Raw genomic sequence first — 21,209 nt, forward strand, 5'->3', positions numbered from 1 at the left:
AACTCGACTCGCCCAAAGTTACAAGAGGTTATTGTTATCAATCAGTTTGTTTGCTCATAGATTCGACAACCGCTGCTATTTTCTGTGCACTATCAATTACTATTTTTTCTTGCTCAGCTTCAACCATTACTCGTACTACAGGCTCAGTGCCTGATTTACGCAGTAATACGCGCCCTTTATCTGCTAAGCTTTGCTCTACTTCAGCAACTGCAGCGAGCACTTCGGGTGCTTGGGTCGGATCAGTACCGGCAGTGTAACGTACGTTAATCATTTTCATTGGGTACTTAGTAAAACCGGCTCCTAAGTCTTGAAGTGTACGATTTTGTGCTACCATAGCAGCAAGCACTTGTAAGCTTGAGATGATACCATCACCCGTGCTGATTAAATCTAAATTCAACACATGCCCTGAGCTTTCACCGCCAATTTTCCAGCCTTTTTGCTGCAGCAGTTCCATCACATAACGATCACCGACTTTACTGCGAGCAAAAGCAATGTTTTTTGCTTTTAACGCATTTTCAAGTCCCATATTCGACATAACCGTGCCAACAACACCACCGCCTAAATTGTCATCTTGTGCAGCTTGGCAAGCAATAATATAAACCAAATCATCACCGTCGAATACGCGGCCATTATGATCAACCATCATCACACGGTCGCCGTCGCCATCATAGGCGATACCGACATCCGCTTTATGCTCTAGTACTTTACGCTTTAATGTATCAACATGGGTTGCGCCACATTCATGGTTAATGTTTACGCCATTTGGCTCACATGCATGGGTGATCACCTCTGCACCAAGCTCTCGCATTACAGAAGGAGCAATATGGTATGTAGCACCATTAGCACAATCTAAAACAATTTTAATTCCTTCAAGGGATAATCCTTGTGGAAACTGGCTTTTACAAAATTCAATATAACGGCCATCAGCGCTAGATAAACGTGTTGCTTTACCTAACTTGTCAGAAGCAACACATGTCATAGGCTCGTCAAGCATCGCTTCAATTTGTAGCTCTACCTCATCATCTAACTTTAAACCTTGGCCATTGAAAAACTTAATGCCGTTATCATAATAAGGATTATGTGATGCGCTGATCACTATCCCCGCTTCAGCGCGAAACGTTTGCGCTAAATAAGCAACTGCAGGCGTTGGCATGGGCCCTAAAAGAATAACATCAATACCTGCTGCAATTAATCCAGCCTCTAAAGCAGTCTCCAGCATGTAACCTGAAATACGAGTGTCTTTACCTATAATGACTTTTTTAGTGCCATGAAGTGAGAGTACACGCCCTGCGGCCCAACCCAATTTCATCGCAAACTCTGGGTTAATAGGACCTTGACCTACTAAACCACGCACACCGTCCGTGCCAAAATATTTTCTTTCTTTCATTTAAAGTACTCCTTGTTTGCAGGCTTGATATACGCCAAGCACATCTGCGGTTTCTTTTACATCATGCACACGAATAATGTGTGCACCGTTTTGTGCGGCGATCAGTGCTCCAGCTAAACTGCCTGCCAATCTATCGTCTGTGTCTCTATTTAATAATTTACCAATCATTGACTTACGCGATAATCCCGCGAGCAAAGGAAGTCCCAATTTTGCATAATCGTTAAATTGAGCCAATATTTGATAATTATGCTTTAGTGTTTTTCCAAAACCAAAACCAGGATCTAAAATTAACTGGCTTTGTTTAATGCCAGCAGCTTCACATGCGGCTATTCGCTGGCTAAAAAAATCGTTTATCTCACCCGCTAAGTCATTATAGTGAGGAGCGTGTTGCATACTACGAGGTTGCCCTTGCATATGCATTAAACACACTGCTACCTCAGGAAACTGTGCAACCACATCGATTGCGCCGGGCTCTTGCAATGCCCGTACATCGTTGACAATATCAGCACCGGCTTCAATCGCTTGGCGCATCACCTCAGCTTTACTGGTATCGATTGAAATAACGCAGTCACTTTGCTCACGAATAGCTTTAATAATAGGAATAACACGCTTTAGCTCATCTTCAAGGCTAACATCAGGTGCGCCTGGGCGTGTTGACTCGCCACCGATATCTAAAATGGTCGCACCATCATCAAGTAATTGCATCGCATGACTCAGCGCGGCAGTTGTATTTAAGAACTGACCGCCATCAGAAAATGAATCAGGGGTAACATTCACGATCCCCATAATCACAGGCTCTGCAAAATCAAGCGTTCGGCCACGCGCAAGGTTAATTTTATTATTCATCGCTAACCTTAATATGTGATAATTTTAGTTATTTACATCAAACTGATACAAAAAAGCCCCGAACTTCGGGGCTTTTGGATATGTTATTTTAACGATTATTCAGCTTTATCATCAAGGTTTGTTTCATCTTTTTTAGATTCATCAGCTGGTTTTTGTACTTCATCAGCTGGTTTTTGTACTTCATCAACTGGTTTGTCTTTAGAAACATCTTCTTTTTCTGGTTTAGCTTCATGACGGTCATGCGCATCACGTGGTTCACGTACAGGCTGACGAGCCATTAAATCATCAATTTGCTTCGCATCAATGGTTTCATACTTCATTAATGCATCTTTCATTGCATGCAGAATATCAATGTTTTCTTTCAATATTGATTCTGCACGTTGATAGTTGCGGTCTGAGAATAAACGTACTTCTGCATCAATTACTTTCGCCGTCTCATCAGACATGCTCATAGAGCGACCACCGCCGCCACCCATGTACATCTCACTTTGATCTTCAGCGTAAAGTAATGGACCTAATTTTTCGCTTAAGCCCCACTGAGTCACCATCTTACGCGCAATATCAGTGGCACGTTCAATGTCGTTGCTTGCACCCGTGGTTACTTTGTCTTCACCATAAATGATTGCCTCAGCAATACGACCACCGTAAAGGCTTGAAATCATTGATTCTAAAAGCTCTTTAGAGTGACTAACACGATCTTGTTCTGGTAAATACATAGTCACACCTAGCGCTCGGCCACGTGGGATAATAGATACTTTATAAACTGGGTCGTGCTCTGGCACCATACGACCTACAATTGCGTGGCCAGCTTCATGGTAAGCCGTCATTTCTTTCTCTTGCTCACTCATAACCATGGTCTTGCGCTCAGCGCCCATCATGATTTTATCTTTCGCAGCGTCGAATTCAGCCATACTAACAACACGTTTATTGCCACGTGCAGCATACAAAGCAGCTTCATTTACAAGGTTAGCGAGATCAGCACCCGAGAATCCTGGTGTACCACGTGCAATCACGGCCGCTTCAACGTTATCGCCTAATGGCACTTTACGCATATGTACTTTGAGAATTTGTTCACGACCGCGAATATCAGGTAAACCGACCACTACTTGACGGTCAAAACGACCAGGACGAAGTAACGCAGGGTCTAGTACGTCAGGACGGTTTGTCGCAGCAATAACGATAATACCTTCATTACCTTCAAAGCCGTCCATTTCAACAAGCATTTGGTTTAGAGTTTGCTCACGTTCATCATGGCCGCCCCCCATACCAGCGCCACGTTTACGCCCTACCGCATCAATTTCATCGATAAAGATAATACAAGGAGCTGCTTTTTTAGCTTGTTCGAACATGTCACGTACACGTGATGCACCTACACCTACAAACATTTCAACAAAGTCAGAACCCGAAATAGTAAAGAACGGTACTTTTGCTTCACCAGCAACAGCCTTAGCAAGTAATGTTTTACCTGTACCTGGAGGACCGACCATAAGTACGCCTTTAGGAATACTACCGCCTAATTTTTGAAACTTAGAAGGGTCACGTAAAAAGTCCACCAGCTCAGTTACATCGTCTTTGGCTTCATCACAGCCAGCTACATCAGCAAAGGTCGTTTTGACTTGATCTTCACTCATTAAGCGGGCTTTACTTTTACCAAATGACATGGCGCCTTTGCCACCGCCACCTTGCATCTGACGCATGAAGAAAATCCACACACCAATAAGCAGGATCATAGGGAACCAAGAAATAAAAATGCTTGCTAAAAACGATTGTTCTTCAGGTTTAACACCTTTAACGTTCACATCGCTTTTTAACAAATCATTTAAAATGTCTTTGTCATAAATAGGCATAATGGTTTGAAAACGCTCGCCACTATTTTTTATGCCAGTAATTGTGCCACTACCACTTTCAATGGACACTTCTTGTATAGAGCCGCTACGGGCGTCTTTTACAAATTGACTGTAACTTGTTTGACGATCAACTTGATCGCCGCCATTAAAGCTCTGAAATACTGACATAAGCACTACTGCAATAACCAGCCAGAGTATTAGATTTTTCGCCATATCGCTCAAGGGGTTAACCTCTTGTATCCAATTAATTTAAATTCAACTAAACGCCAAGCAACTGTACTACAGTTTGTATCCAGTCGCTACTATATATACTTCCCGAGAACGGGGACGCGAGGCATCCGGTTTACGTATCTTCACTGCTTTAAAACTATTACGTACATCTTGCAAATATTGATCAAAGCCTTCACCTTGGAATACTTTAACAATAAACGCGCCATTTTTCTTTAAAACTTGGTTGCACATATCAAGTGCAAGCTCAACCAAGTACATGCTACCTGCCTGATCAACCGAGTTATTGCCACTCATGTTAGGTGCCATATCAGACAATACCACATCTACATTTTTACCATCAATGCGTTTTAACAATGCATCAAGTACCGCTTCTTCACGAAAATCGCCTTGTAAAAAGTCAACGCCCGCTAAAGAGTCCATAGGTAAAATATCACACGCAACCACTTGGCCTTTGTCACCCACTTTTTCAGCTAAGTATTGTGACCAACTCCCTGGGGCTGCGCCTAAATCAACAACGGTCATCGCTGGGCGCAATAACTTATCTTTGTTTTGGATTTCGTCTAATTTGAAAACAGCTCGAGAGCGCCAGCCTTTTTTTTGCGCTTCTTGAACATATTTATCATCAAAATGTTCTTTAAGCCAACGTTGTGAACTGGCTGACTGTTTTTTATTTGTCATAAATTAACACGCAACTAATTAGTAATATTCTCTAGATGGCGTTAGAATACCCTTAATTCAAGCCATATTCAGCAAAATTTGTAATATCATGACATTATCAAACAAACAAAAGCAGTTTTTAAAAGGTCAGGCGCATAGCCTTAAGCCTGTAGTTTTACTAGGTTCTAACGGTTTAACCGAAGGCGTAGTAGTTGAAATCCAAAGCGCACTAGAAATTCACGAATTAATTAAAGTGAAGGTGCCAACAGACGATCGTGAAACCAAAAAGCTTATTTTTGATGCTATTGTTCGCGAAACAGGGGCTACTAAATTACAGACTATCGGTCATACGATTGTGCTTTATCGTCAAAGCCCTGAGAAAAAAATTCAATTACCTCGTGGCTAATAAGGCCATTTAAAGGTAAAACAAAAAAAACCAGCCATTGCTGGTTTTTTTATGCCTGCTTAAAAACCCATTGTCAGCGTTTTAACTTCATAACTATTATTTTCTAGTTTACTCACTAAATAATAATGCCCGTACTGACTCTCATCCATACTTTCAATAGCTTGGTTACTCAATAATGAAGCCAACTGCGGTGTGGTATTACTATGCCCTATTACTACCACAACGCCATTTTGTGCTAATAATTGTTTTTTCAATGTCATTAGATCAGCAGCATCATAGGTAATAACTTTAATATTATAATACGCGGCTAATGGCGCTGCCGTGTTTAGGGTACGGTTATAGTTACTGCTGAATAACGTTATGTTTGGATAGGTGTTAACTAACGAAACCAAGTGCTCAGCACGCGCTTGGCCTTGGGCAGTTAGAAATGGATTTTCCCCTGTTTGTTTTTCGCTATGTCGAAACAAGTAAACCTGTTCAGGGGCAGAAAAGGCGGGTTGGCAAATAAGTAATAATGCTATTAACAATGTTTTTATGTGGGCGTTCATTATTGCTTCTCTCGTTTATATGCTAATAGGCGATTTATAAACTCAGTTGTAAGCTCATTTATGAGTCCAGTTTCTGCATTTAAAATTAAGCTAAAGCCAACATTTAAGTGTGGAAACACAACCAAATCACTGCGATAACCTTGCACCCAACCACTGTGGTAATAAAGCGTTTCATCATCATAATCATACACACGCCAGCCTAGCCCATAGTAGGCTTCGTTCATGTGCTCTCGCCATACTCGTCTGTAGCGTTCTTTTTTAGTATGTGTATAAGGACGCGTTTGCGTGGCCAATGCATCTAAGGATAATACCGATGGATATTGCCCTAATTGCGCATTTAACCAAATAGCCATATCTGACGCACTGGCGTTTACCCCAGCCGCCGGAGCGACTTTATAATAATTCTTTTTCAAACGGGCACTGTACCAACGCTTTTTCCCACGCACATGAGGGTGTGCGTAGTTACTATCTTGTACCATGGCATCGTAGCCTAAGCTTGCATCGTTCATTTTTAGAGGGATAAAAAATGCGTCATTGAGCCACTGAGTATAAGTTTTGTTGGTGCTTTTTAAAATCACGTCATCAATTAAACTAAACATGACATTTTGATAGCCATAACAGTCACCGGGTTCGCATATGGGTTTTACACTTAATAGCTTTTCTACAATATCGCTATACCCCATTCGCGATTCGATTAAATTATCGTATGCATTCGGTACTAGCCCACTAGAATGGCTTAAAATATGAAAAACCTTTAAATCATCTTTGTAGTCGGTTTGTTTAAATTCAGGAATGTAATGACTAACAGGAAAATACAAATTAAGTTGTTCTTCATTTGCAAGTTTTGCCGCTAACGACCCTGCAAACGTTTTAGATACTGAGGCCAAACGAAACCGAGTGTGTGGATTAATTTTTTGCCCACTGCGCACTTTGGTATGCCCCATAGTATGTATATAGTCACGCGCTTGTGCGTTGACGATGGAAAGCGCTCCGCCCGGAATCTTTTTTACTTTTAGTTTTTTTTCTACGTAGCGTCCATAATTTTTAACAAAAGCTTCCCAGTCAGGATCTGTGCTTGCGCTTGCCTGTAAATGCGTCCCTAAAATACATAAAGCAAAAAAATAAAAGGGTAAGGAGTTAAAATACTTCATTCTTAGCTAATTTTTCTTTTTTAGTCATAATCAGCCTCTATAATATCATGAACTTTTGCTCGGACTAACGTACAATATGTTCGATTAATGGCTTTTGAGTGGATGTAAAATATTTATGCGTTTTTTAGTTGTATCACTTTTTATTGTATTAGCTTCAGGTTGTGCCGTAGTTAAGCAGCCTGCAGAACCTTTAGCAATGCCTGCAAAACCTTTGCTTAAGAGTCAAACTTACCAACTTAAATATGAAACCGAGCATGCTTCACCGAAAGTAAAATCGGTGCAATTACCTGCACATAACATTAAAAAAAATCAGACTGTCAGAGTGATCGTAGACCGTGCAAGTGTCACCGACACATTAGTATCTCAAATTAGCCAAGCACTTAACGATAAACAACTAAAAGTTACCACAACCGATAACAGTGATTACACGTTAGCTATCCATCAAGTTGACCTTGAGTTTATAGATGATGCTAAGTACATCCTAGCGCAGCCAGAAAAACCTTATTCATTGTTTTCAAAAGTAGCACAGCAATTCCCTTCTCAACAATGCGCAAATATACTGGCACAAGTTAGTATGCGCCTTACACACAAAGCATCGGGAGATGTAGTGTGGTTTGCCAAATCATCAATAGATAGTGCAAGCTTTCATCGTGAGCCCCTAATCTATAGCTTTACTGAAGAAAAAAAGATCACTAACGAGTTAGAAGTTGTTGCGTTTATTCATAAACATAATACCGAACAGGCTCGGCTTAAGCGTGCTGAACTTAAAAATGAAGTAACGGCCCCTGCTTATAAAACCATTACTAAACTGAGTCGTTTAACTAAATTAAATGGGCCATGTACACGTACTGAGATCAGCGCATTAACTCCCATGATGCAATTTTACTTAAGCAGTATACTTATCGATAAAATTAAGGTTCAGTAGTTGCAGGACGACCGCTACATTTTTTTACAGATTTAGCCAAGAGTTTGACAATATACTACCCTTTTAAGCAAACTCTAATTTAGGTTCCAAGGATGAAGCATTTCCCACAAAGACATTTTTTCCGTTGTGCAGCCTTATTGTTTGCGCTCATTTTTAGTGGCCAGAGCACAGCAAGCAATCGTTACTATGCCGATAACACATTGGAACCCACTACAGGGTTTGCCTGGGACTGGAGTGCGGGAGCAGGTTATTACATAGAAGATTCTTATTTGGTGGGCATGAATTCTTATGATGTTGGCGCCGAGTTAGATTTAAGCCTTGCGGTTTCTTACGATAATTTTTACCTTGATTTTGATCATAATCAACTCAGCGGTGGACTTGTTTTAGGCTATAGCTTAATTAACAAATACGATTGGGGCCTTGATTTATTAGGCACTAATTCCCAAGCCGGGTTTGACGAACAAGGCTTAGGTATTTATAACGATGGCATTATTGAGCCACTGCGCGGTATCAAAAAACGTAACTATGATTTTGATACTGGCCTTCGATTAACACGTCGATTTGAAAACTCACAAATTTCCCTTGAATACTTACATGATATATCTGGTGCTCATAATGGCTGGGTGGCAAACGTATTTTTTAGTCATATTCAGCCTTGGCGTAATTGGGAGTTTCGCTCTGGTATTGGCCTAAGTGCCTACTCTGCAGATTTTACAAACTATTATTTTGGTATTGATAGCGATGAAGCAAACGCAACTCGCCCTATTTATCAAACCAATGCCAGTACCAGTATTATGTTTGAATTTCATGCTGAATACCCCATTAACCAAGATTGGGTCTTTTTAGCAGGCTGGTTAACGACGTGGTTTTCAAAAGAAATTGATGACAGCCCAATTATTTCCCAAGGATATCAACACAAAGCCAAGGTAGGCGTGCGTTATGTACTTTAGATTTTTTTACTGTTTATTGTTTAGTTATTCAGGCTCTTTGCTGGCAGCCCCAGTGCAAATACCCGCTCAATTGAGTGCAGTACCTGATACCTGTGTGGCCTTACGTGAAGGACGTCACTGTTACGCCGATGTTGTTTTGTCATGGCAGCAAGTAGAAGTGGGAAATTATTGTCTACGCGATGCCACCTCAAAGTACATTATGCAGTGCTGGCTTAAACAGCGACAAGGTTCGTTTAATTATGCCTTTGACTCAACGCAAAGTATTTCGTTTGAACTATTTGACAGTAATACATCACAAGTCATTGCCGTCACAGAAGTAAAATTACAATGGGTGTATCAAAATAGGCAAAAAAAGCGGCGTTGGCGGTTATTTTAGTCACACACTATAAACATTATGATAGCTAAACATCATTTAGGTATGCGAAGAAAGCTTATGGATAATTACGGTACTATTTTACTGGTTGAAGATGATATTTCTCTTGCACAATGGGTCACTGAGTATTTAACAGAGCAAGGCTATGTTGTACATGTATGTCATCGAGGTGATGAGGTAATAAGCCAAGTAAAACGTTTAAACCCACAACTTATTTTACTCGACATTATGCTGCCAGGGCTTGATGGTATTAGTGTATGTCGTGAGCTACGTAGCTTTTATCATGCCCCAATTATAATGCTTACTGCCCGCGATGAAGAAATGGATGAAGTCATTGGGCTAGAAGTCGGTGCTACCGATTATATAATAAAACCAGTACGCCCTCGCGCATTGCTTGCACGCATTAAATCTGCCTTGCGCTACAGTAGCGACACGCCTAAAACCGATGATCAAGCAAATATGATCAATATCGGTCAATTAAGTATTAATACCGAGTCACGCAACGTTACCCTTAACCAACAGGATGTGAACATTTCAAGCGCAGAGTATTTATTACTGCATTACTTAGCCAGTAATGCTGGACAAGTTGTTTCCCGCGATGCGGTGTTTAAAGCAACCAAAGGCAGGGAATATGATGGCTTAGATAGAAGCGTTGATGTGCTTATTTCTGCCTTGCGTAAAAAGTTTAATGATGACCCACAAAAACCAGAAAAAATTAAAACCATTTGGGGACGTGGTTATTTGTTTGTGACTACAGCGTGGTAAGTTTTAATGCCTGAGTGCTTAAAATAATTAGCGCGATAGTAATAAAAGTCACTTCAATACACCCAGCCTATTATGGAATAGCATCAATGAAAAAGTTTTATATTTCACTACTAGGCAGTGCGCTGCTTTCAATTATTGTTTTAGGTTGGCTTATTGATGCATTTAGCCAACAAGCGCATGCGCCTTTGGATGAGTTTAGCGTTCAAAGCCAGATTATTGTCGGGTTAAGTAAACAGCTCACGGCGCTTAAACCCGATGCTCGCCCGCAACAAGTAACAAAGCTCGCCGCTGACTTTGACCTTATACTTAACTACAAATTAAATCAGTCGCTGGCACTGCCCTTAGCGCTATTAGATAAAATGCAAACCCAAGGCGGATTAATACTCGAAGACGAGCAAGGCTTTTATATGCTCTACACAAATGATGAGTTAAGTCCTTATCATTTAACCATGCGTTTAGATAAACCCTATGAGGCCACACAACGAAACGATATTATTTTAACGCTATTATTTTACACTGGCTTATGTGTTTTTATGGGTTTTATTATTACCCCTTTAGCAAAGCGCCTTACGGTGTTAAACGAAGCAGCAAAGCAATTTGCATCTGGTAATGTTAAAGCGCGTATTACCCCCTCTCGATTTACCTATATAAAAGATGTGGAACTGACCTTTAACCGTATGGCGAGTCAAATTGAAAAGCTAGTTGCTGAAAACAAGCTAATGGCCTCCAGCTTATCGCATGATATTAGAACTCCAATTGCTTGCTTACGCTTTGGTGTCGACGCCGCTCTTGATAGTCATGACGAAAATAAAATAAAGCATTATTTAACTCGCATGGAAACCGACTTAGACCATATGGAGTCAATGCTAAAAAGCTATTTAACGTTTGCTACTTTAGAGCAAAATGCGAATAAGCTTACTTACTCATCAGCAAACCTTAAACAATACCTAAGTGATATTGTATTGCAACTTGAGCCTAGAATAACCTCTCGCTCGCTTAATATTTCTTTAGAATGTGATGATCATACCGTTTATGCTGACTTACATTGGCTGGCAAGAGCAATCACCAACTTAATTAATAATGCCTGCGACTTTGCAAATCACAGCATTCAAGTAACCGCTTCAGTACAAGAACGTTTTCTGGTGGTGAACATCGCCGACGACGGACCAGGCATTGCTCAAGAAAATAATCATAAAGTATTTAGCCCATTTTTTCGTGAACGCAGCCACCGTAATCGCAGTGATAATAGTTATGGCTTGGGGTTAGCAATCGTCGCCAAAGTTGCCGATTGGCATCATGGCACCGTAAAAGTGAGTAAAAGTGAACGACTCTCAGGCGCCTGTTTCACATTAACCATCGCTCAGTTTGAACATTAATCAACAATGCAAAGATGCTCAATACAGCTGATTAACGAAATATAATTAAAAAAATTGTGCTATTTATAATCAAAATACGCACGTGTTATTTATACAGCTAAATAAAACGCAATAATTGTGCAACAGAGACAAATAAGCACTTTTTATTTAATTATAATTCCAGTAGATTGTCACGGCGTCGAAAAAATAGAGAAGCAGAATAATATGAGTGCAGTAAGAGGTGAGTTTAGCTCCCGCTTTGGTTTTATAATGGCTGCGGCAGGATCAGCTGTTGGCTTGGGTAATATTTGGGGTTTTCCGACTCAAACAGCAAGTAATGGGGGCGCTGCATTTTTAGTCGCGTATTTAGTACTGGCTTTCTTTTTAGCCTACCCCGCTTTAATGGCAGAACTGATGATAGGTCGCCATGGGCAAGCTAATGCGGTTTCTTCATTAACTAAATTAACCACGCGACCATGGCAAAAGCAATTTGCCTTTGCTGTCGGTTTTGGTGGTATTTTATGTGCTGGATTTATTTTAAGTTTTTATGCCATTGTTGCCGGTTGGATGTTAAGTGCCACTTTAGAACCGGTAACCACATTGGTCGGCGCTGATGCCGCCTCTTTATGGTTAAGTGAGCAGTCGCTTACTCGTAATATTCTTTTCACTGTTTTATTTATTATTTTAACTGTTGCTATTATCAGCCGCGGTGTAGAAAACGGCATTGAAAAATGGTCTAAACGCTTAATGCCCGCTCTGCTCGGTATTTTGTTTGCCTTAATTGCCTACGTGATGACTCAAGAAGGCGCTGTTGAGGGGTTAAAAGCTTACTTAGTCCCTGACTTTTCTTCTATTTTTGACCCTACATTGTTAGTGAGTGCCTTAGGCCAAGCTTTCTTTTCACTGTCACTGGGCACCAGTGTGATGATTATATATGGCTCATATATCAGTAAAAAAGAAAACCTTGTGTCCCTTGGCGCGTATGTAACCTTAATTGATGTGTTTATAGCGTTTGTAGCGGGTTTATTGATCATCCCTGCTATGTACGTGGCACAAGCGCAAGGTGTTGAAATATTCTCTTCAACTACAGGTAAACTTCTCTCTGAAGATACTCTCGTATTTCAGGTATTGCCTGCCTTATTTGATGGCATGGGTGGTGTAGGTTTATTTGTTGGCTTTGCTTTTTTTGCATTGATGAGTATTGCCGCACTAACTTCATCTATTTCCATGTTAGAAGCGCCAGTGTCGTACACGGTAGAGCGCTTTGCGATGAAACGTGTTCAAGCAACGTGGTTAATAGGCGCTTTAATTGCCATTGTGAGCATTACCATAGTGTGTAACCTAGGCACTTTATTTGGCTTAGTGATCACCCTAACAACCAAAGTTGCACAACCTTTATTAGGGCTTATGTGCTGTATATTTGTAGGTTGGATCTGGTACAGATCGTCACTACTAAAAGCGATTCAACAAGGTAACCCTGAGGTGCATAATACGTTATTTTGGAAGATATGGCCTTGGTATACTAAGTTTGTATGCCCTATTGCCATTAGCTTAGTATTCTTACATTCCCTACTAAGCTAGTTAAAAGATGCATAAAAAAGGCCCACATCAGTGGGCCTTTTTAGTGGAGCAATACTACTGCTTTAAAATCATATCCTGATGGGGTATGCCATCTTCTATATATTCATCACCAACACATTCAAAACCGAATGAGCGATAAAAATTCAGTAGGTAGGTTTGTGCGCCAATATAAATATCGCGAGTCGGCCATTGCGCCTTACAGCATGCTATTGCTTCATTGACTAACTGTTTGCCTAATCCAGAACTTCGCTGTGATTGAGCAACCAATACACGCCCTATCGCACTGTACTGAGCATCTTTTTCATAACAACGGGCATAGGCATGCACCGATAGCCCATCAAGTAAATAGACATGACGTGTAGAGTCTGCGATATCGTGATCATCAAGTTCGGGGTAAGGACATGCTTGTTCTACAACGAATACGCCGACACGTACACGCATGATTGAAAACAGGGTTTGGGAGTCGAGCGCAGAGAATGGCTCACATTTAAACGCCATTTAAACACCTTTTTTATTGCAAAGGCTTACCTAAAGTAAGCCCCTAAAGCGATTAAGCAAATAATCGTTCTAACTGATCACATAACTGCGATAAATTAACATGGTCATGCTCTATGGTTAAATCAACATAGCCATCACTTCTAAACGCTCTGTCTAATTCAATCAATACATGGGTTTTATGCGCTTCAGGAATAAACGACAACTCTATTTCTTTTATGCCAAACAAACTGCGGCTATTAGGCTGATACTCAAGCTCTTGATAACACCCCGACACAGATTGAAAAGTAGGAGCACGTAAATGGCCTTGCTCTACATCGGCTTTAACTAAACTAAAACCAAGCTTTTCCATCGCTTGCATGCATGTTTTAACCGCTTCATTAGGATAAATGTGTAAATGGTCTTTATCTGTTGGATCAAGCGCAAGGTCGATATCAAGGCCTGTTTCTAACCATACATAAGATTGGTTATAACCTGCATTAATTTCGGTTATAGGCGTTTCTGAGTGTAAACGGGCTTCAAACGGAATAGTTCTTACTTCACCGGGCTCAATAATACCAATATCGGTAATGCGCCACTGGTCAATCACATGATTAGTGAAATAATCACCGTCTTCACTCGCCACTTTGACACGGGTAACTAACATTAAGTCTAAACCGGTAATTTCTTGGCTCACATCGCCTGCAGTAATTACAATTTGCGCGTTAAATAATTGCCCCGGCTGAAGATGCTCGGTCTCTAAAATAGTATCTACTTTGGCGGCACCAATGCCTACCGATGCTAAAATCTTTTTAAACATATTTTCTCCTTAAGCTAAGCAACTCTAATGTTTGCTTACGCTTAAACTCCTTCGTTATGGCATCTTAACCACATTTAAAAGCTCTTGTCAGCGAAAAACTGCTATTTACATGCTGTTTACCATAAAACTAGCCATATATGTGCATTTTTTATACATTGAAGCTACTTTACCTCTGCATAAACTGACAGTAGCAATCATTTGATAAATACTCACTATCACGTAACTAACTGCGTTAAATAAGTAGATTAATTGTCAATAAGCATTGTTTTTCGCTACACTACAATGCCTAAAAAAGTGGTATTAATAACTATGGAACTAATTTATTTTGCTACCGCCTTCGTCTGCGGTTTTGGTATATACCAGCTAAAATTGCCGCCACTTATCGGCTTTCTTATGGCTGGATTTATTCTTAATTTAGCGGGTTATAAAAGCACGGAACTGCTGGAAACAATTGCATCTTTAGGGGTTACACTGCTTCTTTTTAGTATTGGCCTCAAGCTTAAAATTTCAAATTTAATAAAACCTCAAGTCTGGGCTCCGGCCACCTTACATATAATTCTAAGCAGCGCTTTATTTAGTGGCTTTATGCTATTACTGGGTGTTTTTGCACTGCCATTATTCGTCGATTTAAGTTGGCAAAGTGCGCTGTTAGTTGGTTTTGCTCTGAGCTTTTCAAGCACCGTATTTGCGGTAAAAGTTCTTGAAGAGCGCGGTGAAATGGCAAGCCTGCACGGTAAAATAGCCATTGGTATTTTAGTTATGCAGGATATATTTGCGGTTATATTTTTAGCGGTCAGTACCGGTAAGTTGCCGAATATTTGGGCCTTAGGGTTAATTATTGCCTTACCTTTATTTCGCCCTGTTATGTACTGGGTGTTAAACCGCTCTAAACATGGTGAGTTACTGCCGCTATTTGGGTTTTTCTTTGCCTTAGTAGCAGGTTATAACGCCTTTGAATTTGCAGGTCTCAAAGGTGATTTAGGTGCTTTGATTGTAGGTATGATGTTCGCACCACACAAAAAAGCAGGTGAATTGTCTAAGTCATTGCTTAGCCTAAAAGATATATTGCTAGTTGGCTTTTTCCTAAGCATTGGTTTAAGTGCAGAGCTTACTGCCCACTCCTTAGTCGTCGCTTTAGTGCTGGTATTAATTATTCCAATTAAAACCCTGCTTTATTACATACTAACCAACCTATTTAAACTTCGTGCGCGTACCTCTTTGTTAACAGCATTTAGCCTAGCTAACTTTAGCGAATTTGGTTTGATTGTGTGTGCAGTTGCCGCATCTACCGGCATGGTTACCTCTGAGTGGCTTGCTGTTATTGCGATTGCGGTGTCGATCACCTTTGTAATTGCTTCTCCTTTAAATAAACGCTCTAACGAGCTATACGTTAAAATTGAACGCTTTTTATTAAAGTTTGAAAGCAAAACCCGCTTAGCTGAAGAGCTCCCAGTAAACTTAAATGACACAAAAATTGTTATTTTTGGTATGGGTAGAATTGGCACAGGTGCCTATGAAACAATAAACGCAACTCATCCGGATGTTGTTGCAGGTATTGATATTAAGCCTGAGGTAGTTGATAAGCATGTAAAGCGAGGTCGCCGAGTATTAATTGCCGATGCCACCGATCCTGATTTTTGGCAACGTGTTAACCACTCCCACGTTGAAATGGTAATGCTAGCTATGCCTAAGCACATGCAAAATATTTTTGCCTTAGAGCAATTGCAAGCATCGGGTTATAAAGGACAAGTAACGGCGATTGCCAACTACCCCGATCAGCAAAAAGAATTAGAAGAAATGGGAATAGACTCTACTTACAACTTTTACTTAGAAGCAGGTAGCGGTTTTGCAGAGCATGTAAAGCAAACCCTGTTTCCTTAATAGGGTTTAGATGCAAATGGATTGCATTTACATTCCTTTACATCTGCGTATTTTATTGGTTTAAAAATAAGGTAAAATGTCTGTGTTGGTTTAGTAAAGCTAATACCTAAGTGTGTATTTAAATAAAAATATACACAACTGGACCCCTTGCTTTTAATTAACCAATAAGATTCTCAAATTAGAGGGCCTACTCCCTCTATCAATAGGCTGTTACTTGCCCGTTACAGCCTATTTTATTTCTTTATTATCCCTTACACTTAACACCTCTACTCATAAAAGATGTCAATAATGGATCCTCAACAACTTAAAGTCGCCATTAATACCATTATGCCGTTTGGTAAATATGCGGGACGCCCCTTACTTTTGCTGCCTGAGCCTTATTTAGTGTGGTTTAAACAGCAAGGCTTTCCTGATAGCAAGCTCGGCTCTCAACTTGCAATGATGTACGAAGTGAAGCTTAATGGTTTAGAGCAAATGTTGATGCCATTACTAGAAAAAAATAGTAAATAAAATAGAACTTTTCTATAAGTGGCCTGTCTATCTATTTGCTACTTGTTGATTTTTTGGTTTTAAACCGCAAAAAAGCGCCTTTACGGCGCTTTTTTATTGTGTGGAATTTACTAGTCTAAGCTAATAATAAACTTAACCCCACCCAGTGTAGAGTCTTCAATCGTGCACTGCCCTTTATGCCATGACACAATTTTACTCACTATCGCCAGCCCTAACCCAAACCCACCGGTTTTTTTATCACGACTTTTATCTAAGCGTGTAAACGGCTTAAATACTTTTTCGCGCTCAGAGAAGGCAATGCCGGGGCCATCATCTTCAACCACTAGCAGTAACTTTTCATCGGCAGTACTTAAACTAATATGTACACTTTTCGAGGCATGTTTAAGTGCATTACTGATTAAGTTTTGCAGCACCCGCGACATAAAATGACTATCGCATAAGTAAATAAATTGAGTGGGGAGCGTTGTTGTTAGTTTAATACGGGTATCAAAGTTTACTTTTTCAATATTAGTTTTAATTAATGCAACGATATCGCAAGGGGCTAATTGTAAACTAGGTTGCTGTGTATCTAAACGGGCGTATTCCAACATTTCAGATACCAAGGACTCAAGTTCATGAATATCCATTTGCATGTCAGATAAATATTGCTGTGCTTTGGTATCGTGGGTTTTATCCTCGAGTATTGCAATAGCAAACTTCAACCGCGCTAATGGCGTTCTAAATTCATGAGATACAGAAGAGGTGAGCTCTTGCTGAGCACTAAGTAAAAACTCAATACGTTGCTGCATTACTTGCAATGTATCGGTGATGGGTAAGAAGAATGACTTTGAGCCATGGCTTAATTGAAAATCTTGCGAGCCACCCACCGCTTCGCATGCATGACTCAGCTTTGCAAAGTCTCGCCACAACAAAAAGCTCCACAAACCTATTGGTAAACTTATAATAAACAACACCAGTAAATACGGTAACACAGTTCCTGAGCTGCTGTGTTTAACACCCACAGGGCCTACTTGTAGCAATTGTGAATTATTTAGTGTTACATACCAAACGATACGCTGCTGTTTATCATATAAATAAAGGTAATGGTTTTGAAATAGTTGTGCTTGCTGTTCAGGTGGGAGCACTAGATCTTGCTGGGCAATGACTTGGCTATCAAAATTATGTTTAAGCTGCTCAAGCCCATCTGGGGTTTGTGAAAGCAGCCATAAAGACTGCCCGAATTCGTCATCTAACAATACACTTTGCTGAGATTCATCATAGGGCCAAAACTGCTCTATAACGCCACTAACAATAAACAAAGAGGCAATAATATACACGTAAAGGCTTATAAATAGCTTTCCCATTAACCTAGCCTAACACCTTGCATTTATTACATATCCCACGCATCTGATACAAATAAATAGCCTTGCCCCCACACCGTTTTAATACGGTATGGTTTATCACTGTTATCACCGAGCTTTTTACGAATGCGTGATACACGAACATCCACCGTGCGGTCTAACCCGTCGTACTCACGCCCTATCATATGTTGATGGACATGCTCTCGACTGAGCACTTCACCAGCATTTGAAGCCAATAACCACAGCAATTCAAATTCATGAGAAGTCAGGACAATTTCAACACCGCTTAGCTTTACAATGCGGCTGGTTTTATCTATTGATAAATCACCAAATTGAAGTTCTTCAATCGCTTTAACACTTGGCTGTCCACGGCGAAGCAATGCACTAATTCGAGCAAGAAGTACACGCGGCTCTGCCGGTTTTATAACGTAGTCGTCAGCCCCGAGTTCTAAGCCTATGACTTGATCGAAGTCTTCACCCTTTGCTGTTAGCATTAAGATAGGGAGAGTGTATTTGTCACGTACTTGTCGACATACGCTAAAGCCATCTTTTCCTGGCAACATTACATCTAAAATGATCAAGTCGACGTGGTTTTCACTAAGATAAGGGAACACTTCGTCACCGCGTTCTAAAACGTCAACTTCTAAGCCATTATGCTCAAGATAGTCTTTGGTTAATTGTTGCAACCCTAAATCATCTTCAACAAGTAATATCTTTGGCATTTACTGCTCCTAAATTAAAAAAAGCTCCAAGGTGAGCGTAGCCGATGTTTTTTCTTAGCGTATGCGGTTTGCACTTCTATTTGCACACTCGCTAACGATACACCTGTATGGGGATTAATCAGGGAGTATATGGTCTCCACCTGAACACGCGCTTTATAACTAAGTTGGCCTTTTTTGACACCTTTCCAGCATTGTAATTGTGTATCTTGTTGGTATAAACATACATCGCTAGCGGCTGACAGTTGCCACTTAAATTTTAACTCAAGATCACAAAATTCTTGTTGTTCGGAAACCACACAGACTTTGGGTGATACGTTAAGTGAAGAGGCTTTTGCAACGCTAGCGTTGCTAAAAAATGAAGCTGCAAGCACAACCAACATAAAACACTTCATATTAAAATGTATGTTCGAATCCTATAAAGGCGGTCATTGAATAGTCATGTTCAAAAAGCGGGCTGCTATCCATTGCTGAATAATCATAATAGGCTAAATGAAAACGAAGCGCGTTGACTCCATCTACAGGCCAACGGGCGTCGATTTTAGCATAAGGTTGCCAACTACTACCAACTTCTATTTCACCGTAAATAGATTCAGCGCTATTTAAACCATAAAAATAGTTATTTAGTTGGGCTGATTTGTAATTAACGCCTAAAGTCGACTTTAACGTTAATTGCTTAAACTCATGATGATATTGCCATTGCAACGATCCCCTGTAGCCATTATAAACGCTGTTTACATCATGCAATAATTGCGCAGAAAATACTTGCTGCTGCTTTACAAAAAAATAGCTGATACCGGCATCAAGTGCGACTCGTCTTTTTTGTATATTATTTATATTTACTTGACGAGGTGAGTCAGTGTGTAGCGACTCTAATATCTCGTTTTCAGACGTTGTTTTAAAGGCGAAAATATTTTGTGGATGCCAATCAATAAAAAAGCGTGACTCAGGGTTAATTTCTGACACAAAACTAACGTTATGTTGTTTGCTTTGTAAAAAAGAATAACCAAGACGGCCATTATCAAAAAACCAATTTTGACCATAATAAGCCACTTGCGGAATAACAACTAAGGGGATGTTATCTGCACCATACAGAGGATTTGTGATCACCCCAGCACCAACACTCACACTAAGATTAAGCTCATCAGTGGATATATGTTGCTGCTTCTGAGCAATCGCATTAGTGCTTAATAGCACTAATAACAGGCATGTGTTTATTCTCAGATGGAACCGCATGAAGTTAATCGCTAGTTTATAAAGTGGCTTTGACCCTATAGTAGCAAGTAGTATGAACACAAGCTCTAGAGGGTTACAATCATTAACAAATTTGATACAAACAGAACACGTTTACATATCGGCCGCTATTTCGACCCGATTACGACCATGGGTTTTAGCTAAATAAAGTGCTCTATCTGCCTTTTCAACTAATAAACAGCTCTTACTAAAAGGTTCCATTAAAGCAATGCCGAAACTGGCTGAAATATTACGTTTATTATTACTGTCTTCTTTTTTACGAATCGTCAATTTGGCAATGCTCAAACGAAGCTGATTACAAAATGCCATCGCATCATTAATGCTTTCAAAGTAACCCGTAATACAAAATTCTTCACCACCAAAACGATAAGCTCTGTATTGCTCTTGTACACTATTTTGCACTTTTTGAGCGACTAGCTTGAGTACCTCATCGCCTTTTTGATGGCCAAAATCGTCATTAAAACGTTTAAAATGATCAATATCGAACATAATCAACACCGCTAATTTACCGTGTTCATTTTGTGAAGAGGCGTTCAAACAAAACTCAACAATGTCTGTGTCAAACTTACCGCGATTAAATAATCCGGTTAAGGAATCTTTATCAACCGCTTCTTGGGTCACGCTAAGCGCTTCTTTTAAATCTTTAATTTCGTTGTACGCTTGCGCTAATTTGGTTTGGAATCCACGGGCGTAATCTTGCATCGCAATTGATTCGTCAGTTAGGCGCTCAACGCAAGAAAGGATCTCATTAAATGAGTTAATACTAGAGAGCGTTTTTAATTCATTTTGTGAATCAACTAACGAGGTAGTAAAGCTTTTCGAATATTGAATGGAGTCACTAAGATCAAACTGCATTTGCTCTACGGTGCCATGAAACCTTTCAGACATTTGTTGAAAAAATGCAAGCTCTTCGTCATTAATATGCTTATTAAAAATTTCTTGGGCGGTTTGAGCTGAACACGTATTGTGCAAAGAGATGACTTTATCAAGCTCTGTGTTTAGTTGTGGGTTGTCGCCCTGTACATAACAGTACCAAATAGCATAATTTATTGGCGTTACAGGCATTTTGTATTTAACCATCAACGGAATGGCTTTTTTTAAACACTGGGCAGAATGAGCAAGTGAAACCGTATTATCCATAATTAAAACTCTTAGACATCACAACAAAGATGTTAATAAACACATAAAT

Annotated in this window: 22 protein-coding genes; 9 read left to right on the forward strand and 13 right to left on the reverse strand. The window is 40.0% G+C overall.

All coding sequences use genetic code 11. The features are described 5' to 3' along the window. Positions 1-37: 37 nt before the first annotated feature. From glmM to rlmE, 4 genes are all read right to left on the reverse strand, one after another. Entirely contained in the window at positions 38-1,387 is a 1,350-nt protein-coding gene (gene glmM / locus BM380_RS11255; protein ID WP_013465496.1) for a phosphoglucosamine mutase, read from the reverse strand. Next, positions 1,388-2,233 (reverse strand): dihydropteroate synthase, encoded by an 846-nt coding sequence (gene folP, locus BM380_RS11260; protein ID WP_013465497.1) that lies wholly within the window; start codon positions 2,231-2,233, stop codon positions 1,388-1,390. A gap of 95 nt (positions 2,234-2,328) precedes the next feature. Further along, complete coding sequence (gene ftsH / locus BM380_RS11265; protein ID WP_090494494.1) at positions 2,329-4,293, reverse strand: ATP-dependent zinc metalloprotease FtsH; 1,965 nt, start codon at positions 4,291-4,293, stop codon at positions 2,329-2,331. 66 nt (positions 4,294-4,359) lie between these two features. Further along, positions 4,360-4,989: a 23S rRNA (uridine(2552)-2'-O)-methyltransferase RlmE gene (gene rlmE, locus BM380_RS11270; RefSeq protein ID WP_013465499.1), complete on the reverse strand. Its 630-nt coding sequence runs from the start codon at positions 4,987-4,989 to the stop codon at positions 4,360-4,362. 88 nt (positions 4,990-5,077) lie between these two features. Between rlmE and yhbY the strand changes: the two genes are divergently transcribed. Next, on the forward strand, positions 5,078-5,374 hold the full coding sequence (gene yhbY, locus BM380_RS11275) for a ribosome assembly RNA-binding protein YhbY (RefSeq protein ID WP_008112687.1): 297 nt from the start codon (positions 5,078-5,080) through the stop codon (positions 5,372-5,374). Positions 5,375-5,433: 59 nt separating this feature from the next. On the opposite strand, the gene BM380_RS11280 is transcribed toward yhbY, so the two are convergent. Both BM380_RS11280 and BM380_RS11285 read right to left on the reverse strand, forming a co-directional pair. Then, the gene (locus BM380_RS11280) at positions 5,434-5,922 is read right to left on the reverse strand and encodes a SixA phosphatase family protein (protein ID WP_024602064.1); all 489 of its coding nucleotides are present in this window, start codon (positions 5,920-5,922) and stop codon (positions 5,434-5,436) included. Next, positions 5,922-7,073: a serine hydrolase domain-containing protein gene (locus BM380_RS11285; protein WP_013465501.1), complete on the reverse strand. Its 1,152-nt coding sequence runs from the start codon at positions 7,071-7,073 to the stop codon at positions 5,922-5,924. The genes BM380_RS11280 and BM380_RS11285 overlap by 1 nt, the downstream gene beginning before the upstream one ends. A gap of 115 nt (positions 7,074-7,188) precedes the next feature. On the opposite strand from BM380_RS11285, the gene BM380_RS11290 reads away from it, so the two are divergent. The 6 genes from BM380_RS11290 to BM380_RS11315 all read left to right on the forward strand — a co-directional run bounded on the left by BM380_RS11290 (position 7,189) and on the right by BM380_RS11315 (position 13,022). Then, positions 7,189-7,998, forward strand: coding sequence for a hypothetical protein (locus BM380_RS11290; RefSeq protein WP_013465502.1), 810 nt, complete (start codon positions 7,189-7,191; stop codon positions 7,996-7,998). Positions 7,999-8,090: 92 nt separating this feature from the next. Next, positions 8,091-8,948: a MipA/OmpV family protein gene (locus BM380_RS11295; RefSeq protein ID WP_024602061.1), complete on the forward strand. Its 858-nt coding sequence runs from the start codon at positions 8,091-8,093 to the stop codon at positions 8,946-8,948. Beyond that, positions 8,938-9,324, forward strand: a complete 387-nt coding sequence (locus BM380_RS11300) for a DUF3019 domain-containing protein (protein ID WP_016899250.1) — start codon at positions 8,938-8,940, stop codon at positions 9,322-9,324. Before BM380_RS11295 ends, BM380_RS11300 begins: the two co-directional genes overlap by 11 nt. A 57-nt stretch (positions 9,325-9,381) precedes the next feature. Beyond that, positions 9,382-10,086 carry a response regulator gene (locus BM380_RS11305; RefSeq protein ID WP_028834012.1) on the forward strand — a complete coding sequence of 235 codons (705 nt, stop codon included), beginning with the start codon at positions 9,382-9,384 and terminating at the stop codon, positions 10,084-10,086. A gap of 86 nt (positions 10,087-10,172) precedes the next feature. Then, on the forward strand, positions 10,173-11,462 hold the full coding sequence (locus BM380_RS11310) for a sensor histidine kinase (RefSeq protein ID WP_090494404.1): 1,290 nt from the start codon (positions 10,173-10,175) through the stop codon (positions 11,460-11,462). 204 nt (positions 11,463-11,666) lie between these two features. Then, positions 11,667-13,022: a sodium-dependent transporter gene (locus tag BM380_RS11315; RefSeq protein ID WP_013465507.1), complete on the forward strand. Its 1,356-nt coding sequence runs from the start codon at positions 11,667-11,669 to the stop codon at positions 13,020-13,022. 54 nt (positions 13,023-13,076) lie between these two features. On the opposite strand, the gene BM380_RS11320 is transcribed toward BM380_RS11315, so the two are convergent. Together BM380_RS11320 and BM380_RS11325 are read right to left on the reverse strand one after the other, a co-directional pair. Beyond that, positions 13,077-13,520: a GNAT family N-acetyltransferase gene (locus BM380_RS11320; protein WP_090494406.1), complete on the reverse strand. Its 444-nt coding sequence runs from the start codon at positions 13,518-13,520 to the stop codon at positions 13,077-13,079. Between the two features lie 52 nt (positions 13,521-13,572). Next, positions 13,573-14,316, reverse strand: a complete 744-nt coding sequence (locus tag BM380_RS11325) for a sporulation protein (RefSeq protein WP_013465509.1) — start codon at positions 14,314-14,316, stop codon at positions 13,573-13,575. 309 nt (positions 14,317-14,625) lie between these two features. On the opposite strand from BM380_RS11325, the gene BM380_RS11330 reads away from it, so the two are divergent. Both BM380_RS11330 and BM380_RS11335 read left to right on the forward strand, forming a co-directional pair. Continuing rightward, positions 14,626-16,197 (forward strand): cation:proton antiporter family protein, encoded by a 1,572-nt coding sequence (locus tag BM380_RS11330; RefSeq protein ID WP_024602056.1) that lies wholly within the window; start codon positions 14,626-14,628, stop codon positions 16,195-16,197. A 288-nt stretch (positions 16,198-16,485) separates the two neighbouring features. Continuing rightward, positions 16,486-16,707, forward strand: a complete 222-nt coding sequence (locus BM380_RS11335; protein ID WP_010387988.1) for a DUF3820 family protein — start codon at positions 16,486-16,488, stop codon at positions 16,705-16,707. A gap of 110 nt (positions 16,708-16,817) precedes the next feature. Here the strand turns inward: BM380_RS11335 and BM380_RS11340 are convergent, their stop codons facing one another. From BM380_RS11340 to BM380_RS11360, 5 genes are all read right to left on the reverse strand, one after another. Next, a complete protein-coding gene (locus BM380_RS11340) occupies positions 16,818-18,050 on the reverse strand; it encodes an ATP-binding protein (protein ID WP_028834009.1) in 1,233 nt (410 codons plus the stop codon). Positions 18,051-18,076: 26 nt separating this feature from the next. Then, the gene (locus BM380_RS11345; RefSeq protein WP_013465514.1) at positions 18,077-18,769 is read right to left on the reverse strand and encodes a response regulator; all 693 of its coding nucleotides are present in this window, start codon (positions 18,767-18,769) and stop codon (positions 18,077-18,079) included. 14 nt (positions 18,770-18,783) lie between these two features. Next, complete coding sequence (locus tag BM380_RS11350; RefSeq protein WP_090494496.1) at positions 18,784-19,149, reverse strand: DUF3019 domain-containing protein; 366 nt, start codon at positions 19,147-19,149, stop codon at positions 18,784-18,786. 13 nt (positions 19,150-19,162) lie between these two features. After that, positions 19,163-20,002: a MipA/OmpV family protein gene (locus BM380_RS11355; protein ID WP_175527461.1), complete on the reverse strand. Its 840-nt coding sequence runs from the start codon at positions 20,000-20,002 to the stop codon at positions 19,163-19,165. A 111-nt stretch (positions 20,003-20,113) separates the two neighbouring features. Further along, positions 20,114-21,160: a GGDEF domain-containing protein gene (locus BM380_RS11360; protein WP_013465517.1), complete on the reverse strand. Its 1,047-nt coding sequence runs from the start codon at positions 21,158-21,160 to the stop codon at positions 20,114-20,116. Positions 21,161-21,209 lie beyond the last annotated feature (49 nt).

Source organism: Pseudoalteromonas sp. DSM 26666, from assembly GCF_900116475.1.
GTDB classification, from domain to species: domain Bacteria; phylum Pseudomonadota; class Gammaproteobacteria; order Enterobacterales; family Alteromonadaceae; genus Pseudoalteromonas; species Pseudoalteromonas tetraodonis.

Coding starts and splice junctions, on each gene's coding strand:
- BM380_RS11315 (WP_013465507.1), top strand. CDS start 11,667: ATGAGTGCAGTAAGAGGTGAGTTTAGCTCCCGCTTTGGTTTTATAATG.
- BM380_RS11300 (WP_016899250.1), top strand. CDS start 8,938: ATGTACTTTAGATTTTTTTACTGTTTATTGTTTAGTTATTCAGGCTCT.
- glmM (WP_013465496.1), bottom strand. CDS start 1,387: ATGAAAGAAAGAAAATATTTTGGCACGGACGGTGTGCGTGGTTTAGTA.
- BM380_RS11340 (WP_028834009.1), bottom strand. CDS start 18,050: ATGGGAAAGCTATTTATAAGCCTTTACGTGTATATTATTGCCTCTTTG.
- BM380_RS11350 (WP_090494496.1), bottom strand. CDS start 19,149: ATGTTGGTTGTGCTTGCAGCTTCATTTTTTAGCAACGCTAGCGTTGCA.
- BM380_RS11330 (WP_024602056.1), top strand. CDS start 14,626: ATGGAACTAATTTATTTTGCTACCGCCTTCGTCTGCGGTTTTGGTATA.
- BM380_RS11285 (WP_013465501.1), bottom strand. CDS start 7,073: ATGAAGTATTTTAACTCCTTACCCTTTTATTTTTTTGCTTTATGTATT.
- BM380_RS11355 (WP_175527461.1), bottom strand. CDS start 20,002: ATGCGGTTCCATCTGAGAATAAACACATGCCTGTTATTAGTGCTATTA.
- BM380_RS11345 (WP_013465514.1), bottom strand. CDS start 18,769: ATGCCAAAGATATTACTTGTTGAAGATGATTTAGGGTTGCAACAATTA.
- BM380_RS11305 (WP_028834012.1), top strand. CDS start 9,382: ATGGATAATTACGGTACTATTTTACTGGTTGAAGATGATATTTCTCTT.
- folP (WP_013465497.1), bottom strand. CDS start 2,233: ATGAATAATAAAATTAACCTTGCGCGTGGCCGAACGCTTGATTTTGCA.
- rlmE (WP_013465499.1), bottom strand. CDS start 4,989: ATGACAAATAAAAAACAGTCAGCCAGTTCACAACGTTGGCTTAAAGAA.
- yhbY (WP_008112687.1), top strand. CDS start 5,078: ATGACATTATCAAACAAACAAAAGCAGTTTTTAAAAGGTCAGGCGCAT.
- BM380_RS11295 (WP_024602061.1), top strand. CDS start 8,091: ATGAAGCATTTCCCACAAAGACATTTTTTCCGTTGTGCAGCCTTATTG.
- BM380_RS11320 (WP_090494406.1), bottom strand. CDS start 13,520: ATGGCGTTTAAATGTGAGCCATTCTCTGCGCTCGACTCCCAAACCCTG.
- ftsH (WP_090494494.1), bottom strand. CDS start 4,293: ATGGCGAAAAATCTAATACTCTGGCTGGTTATTGCAGTAGTGCTTATG.
- BM380_RS11280 (WP_024602064.1), bottom strand. CDS start 5,922: ATGAACGCCCACATAAAAACATTGTTAATAGCATTATTACTTATTTGC.
- BM380_RS11325 (WP_013465509.1), bottom strand. CDS start 14,316: ATGTTTAAAAAGATTTTAGCATCGGTAGGCATTGGTGCCGCCAAAGTA.
- BM380_RS11310 (WP_090494404.1), top strand. CDS start 10,173: ATGAAAAAGTTTTATATTTCACTACTAGGCAGTGCGCTGCTTTCAATT.
- BM380_RS11290 (WP_013465502.1), top strand. CDS start 7,189: ATGCGTTTTTTAGTTGTATCACTTTTTATTGTATTAGCTTCAGGTTGT.
- BM380_RS11360 (WP_013465517.1), bottom strand. CDS start 21,160: ATGGATAATACGGTTTCACTTGCTCATTCTGCCCAGTGTTTAAAAAAA.
- BM380_RS11335 (WP_010387988.1), top strand. CDS start 16,486: ATGGATCCTCAACAACTTAAAGTCGCCATTAATACCATTATGCCGTTT.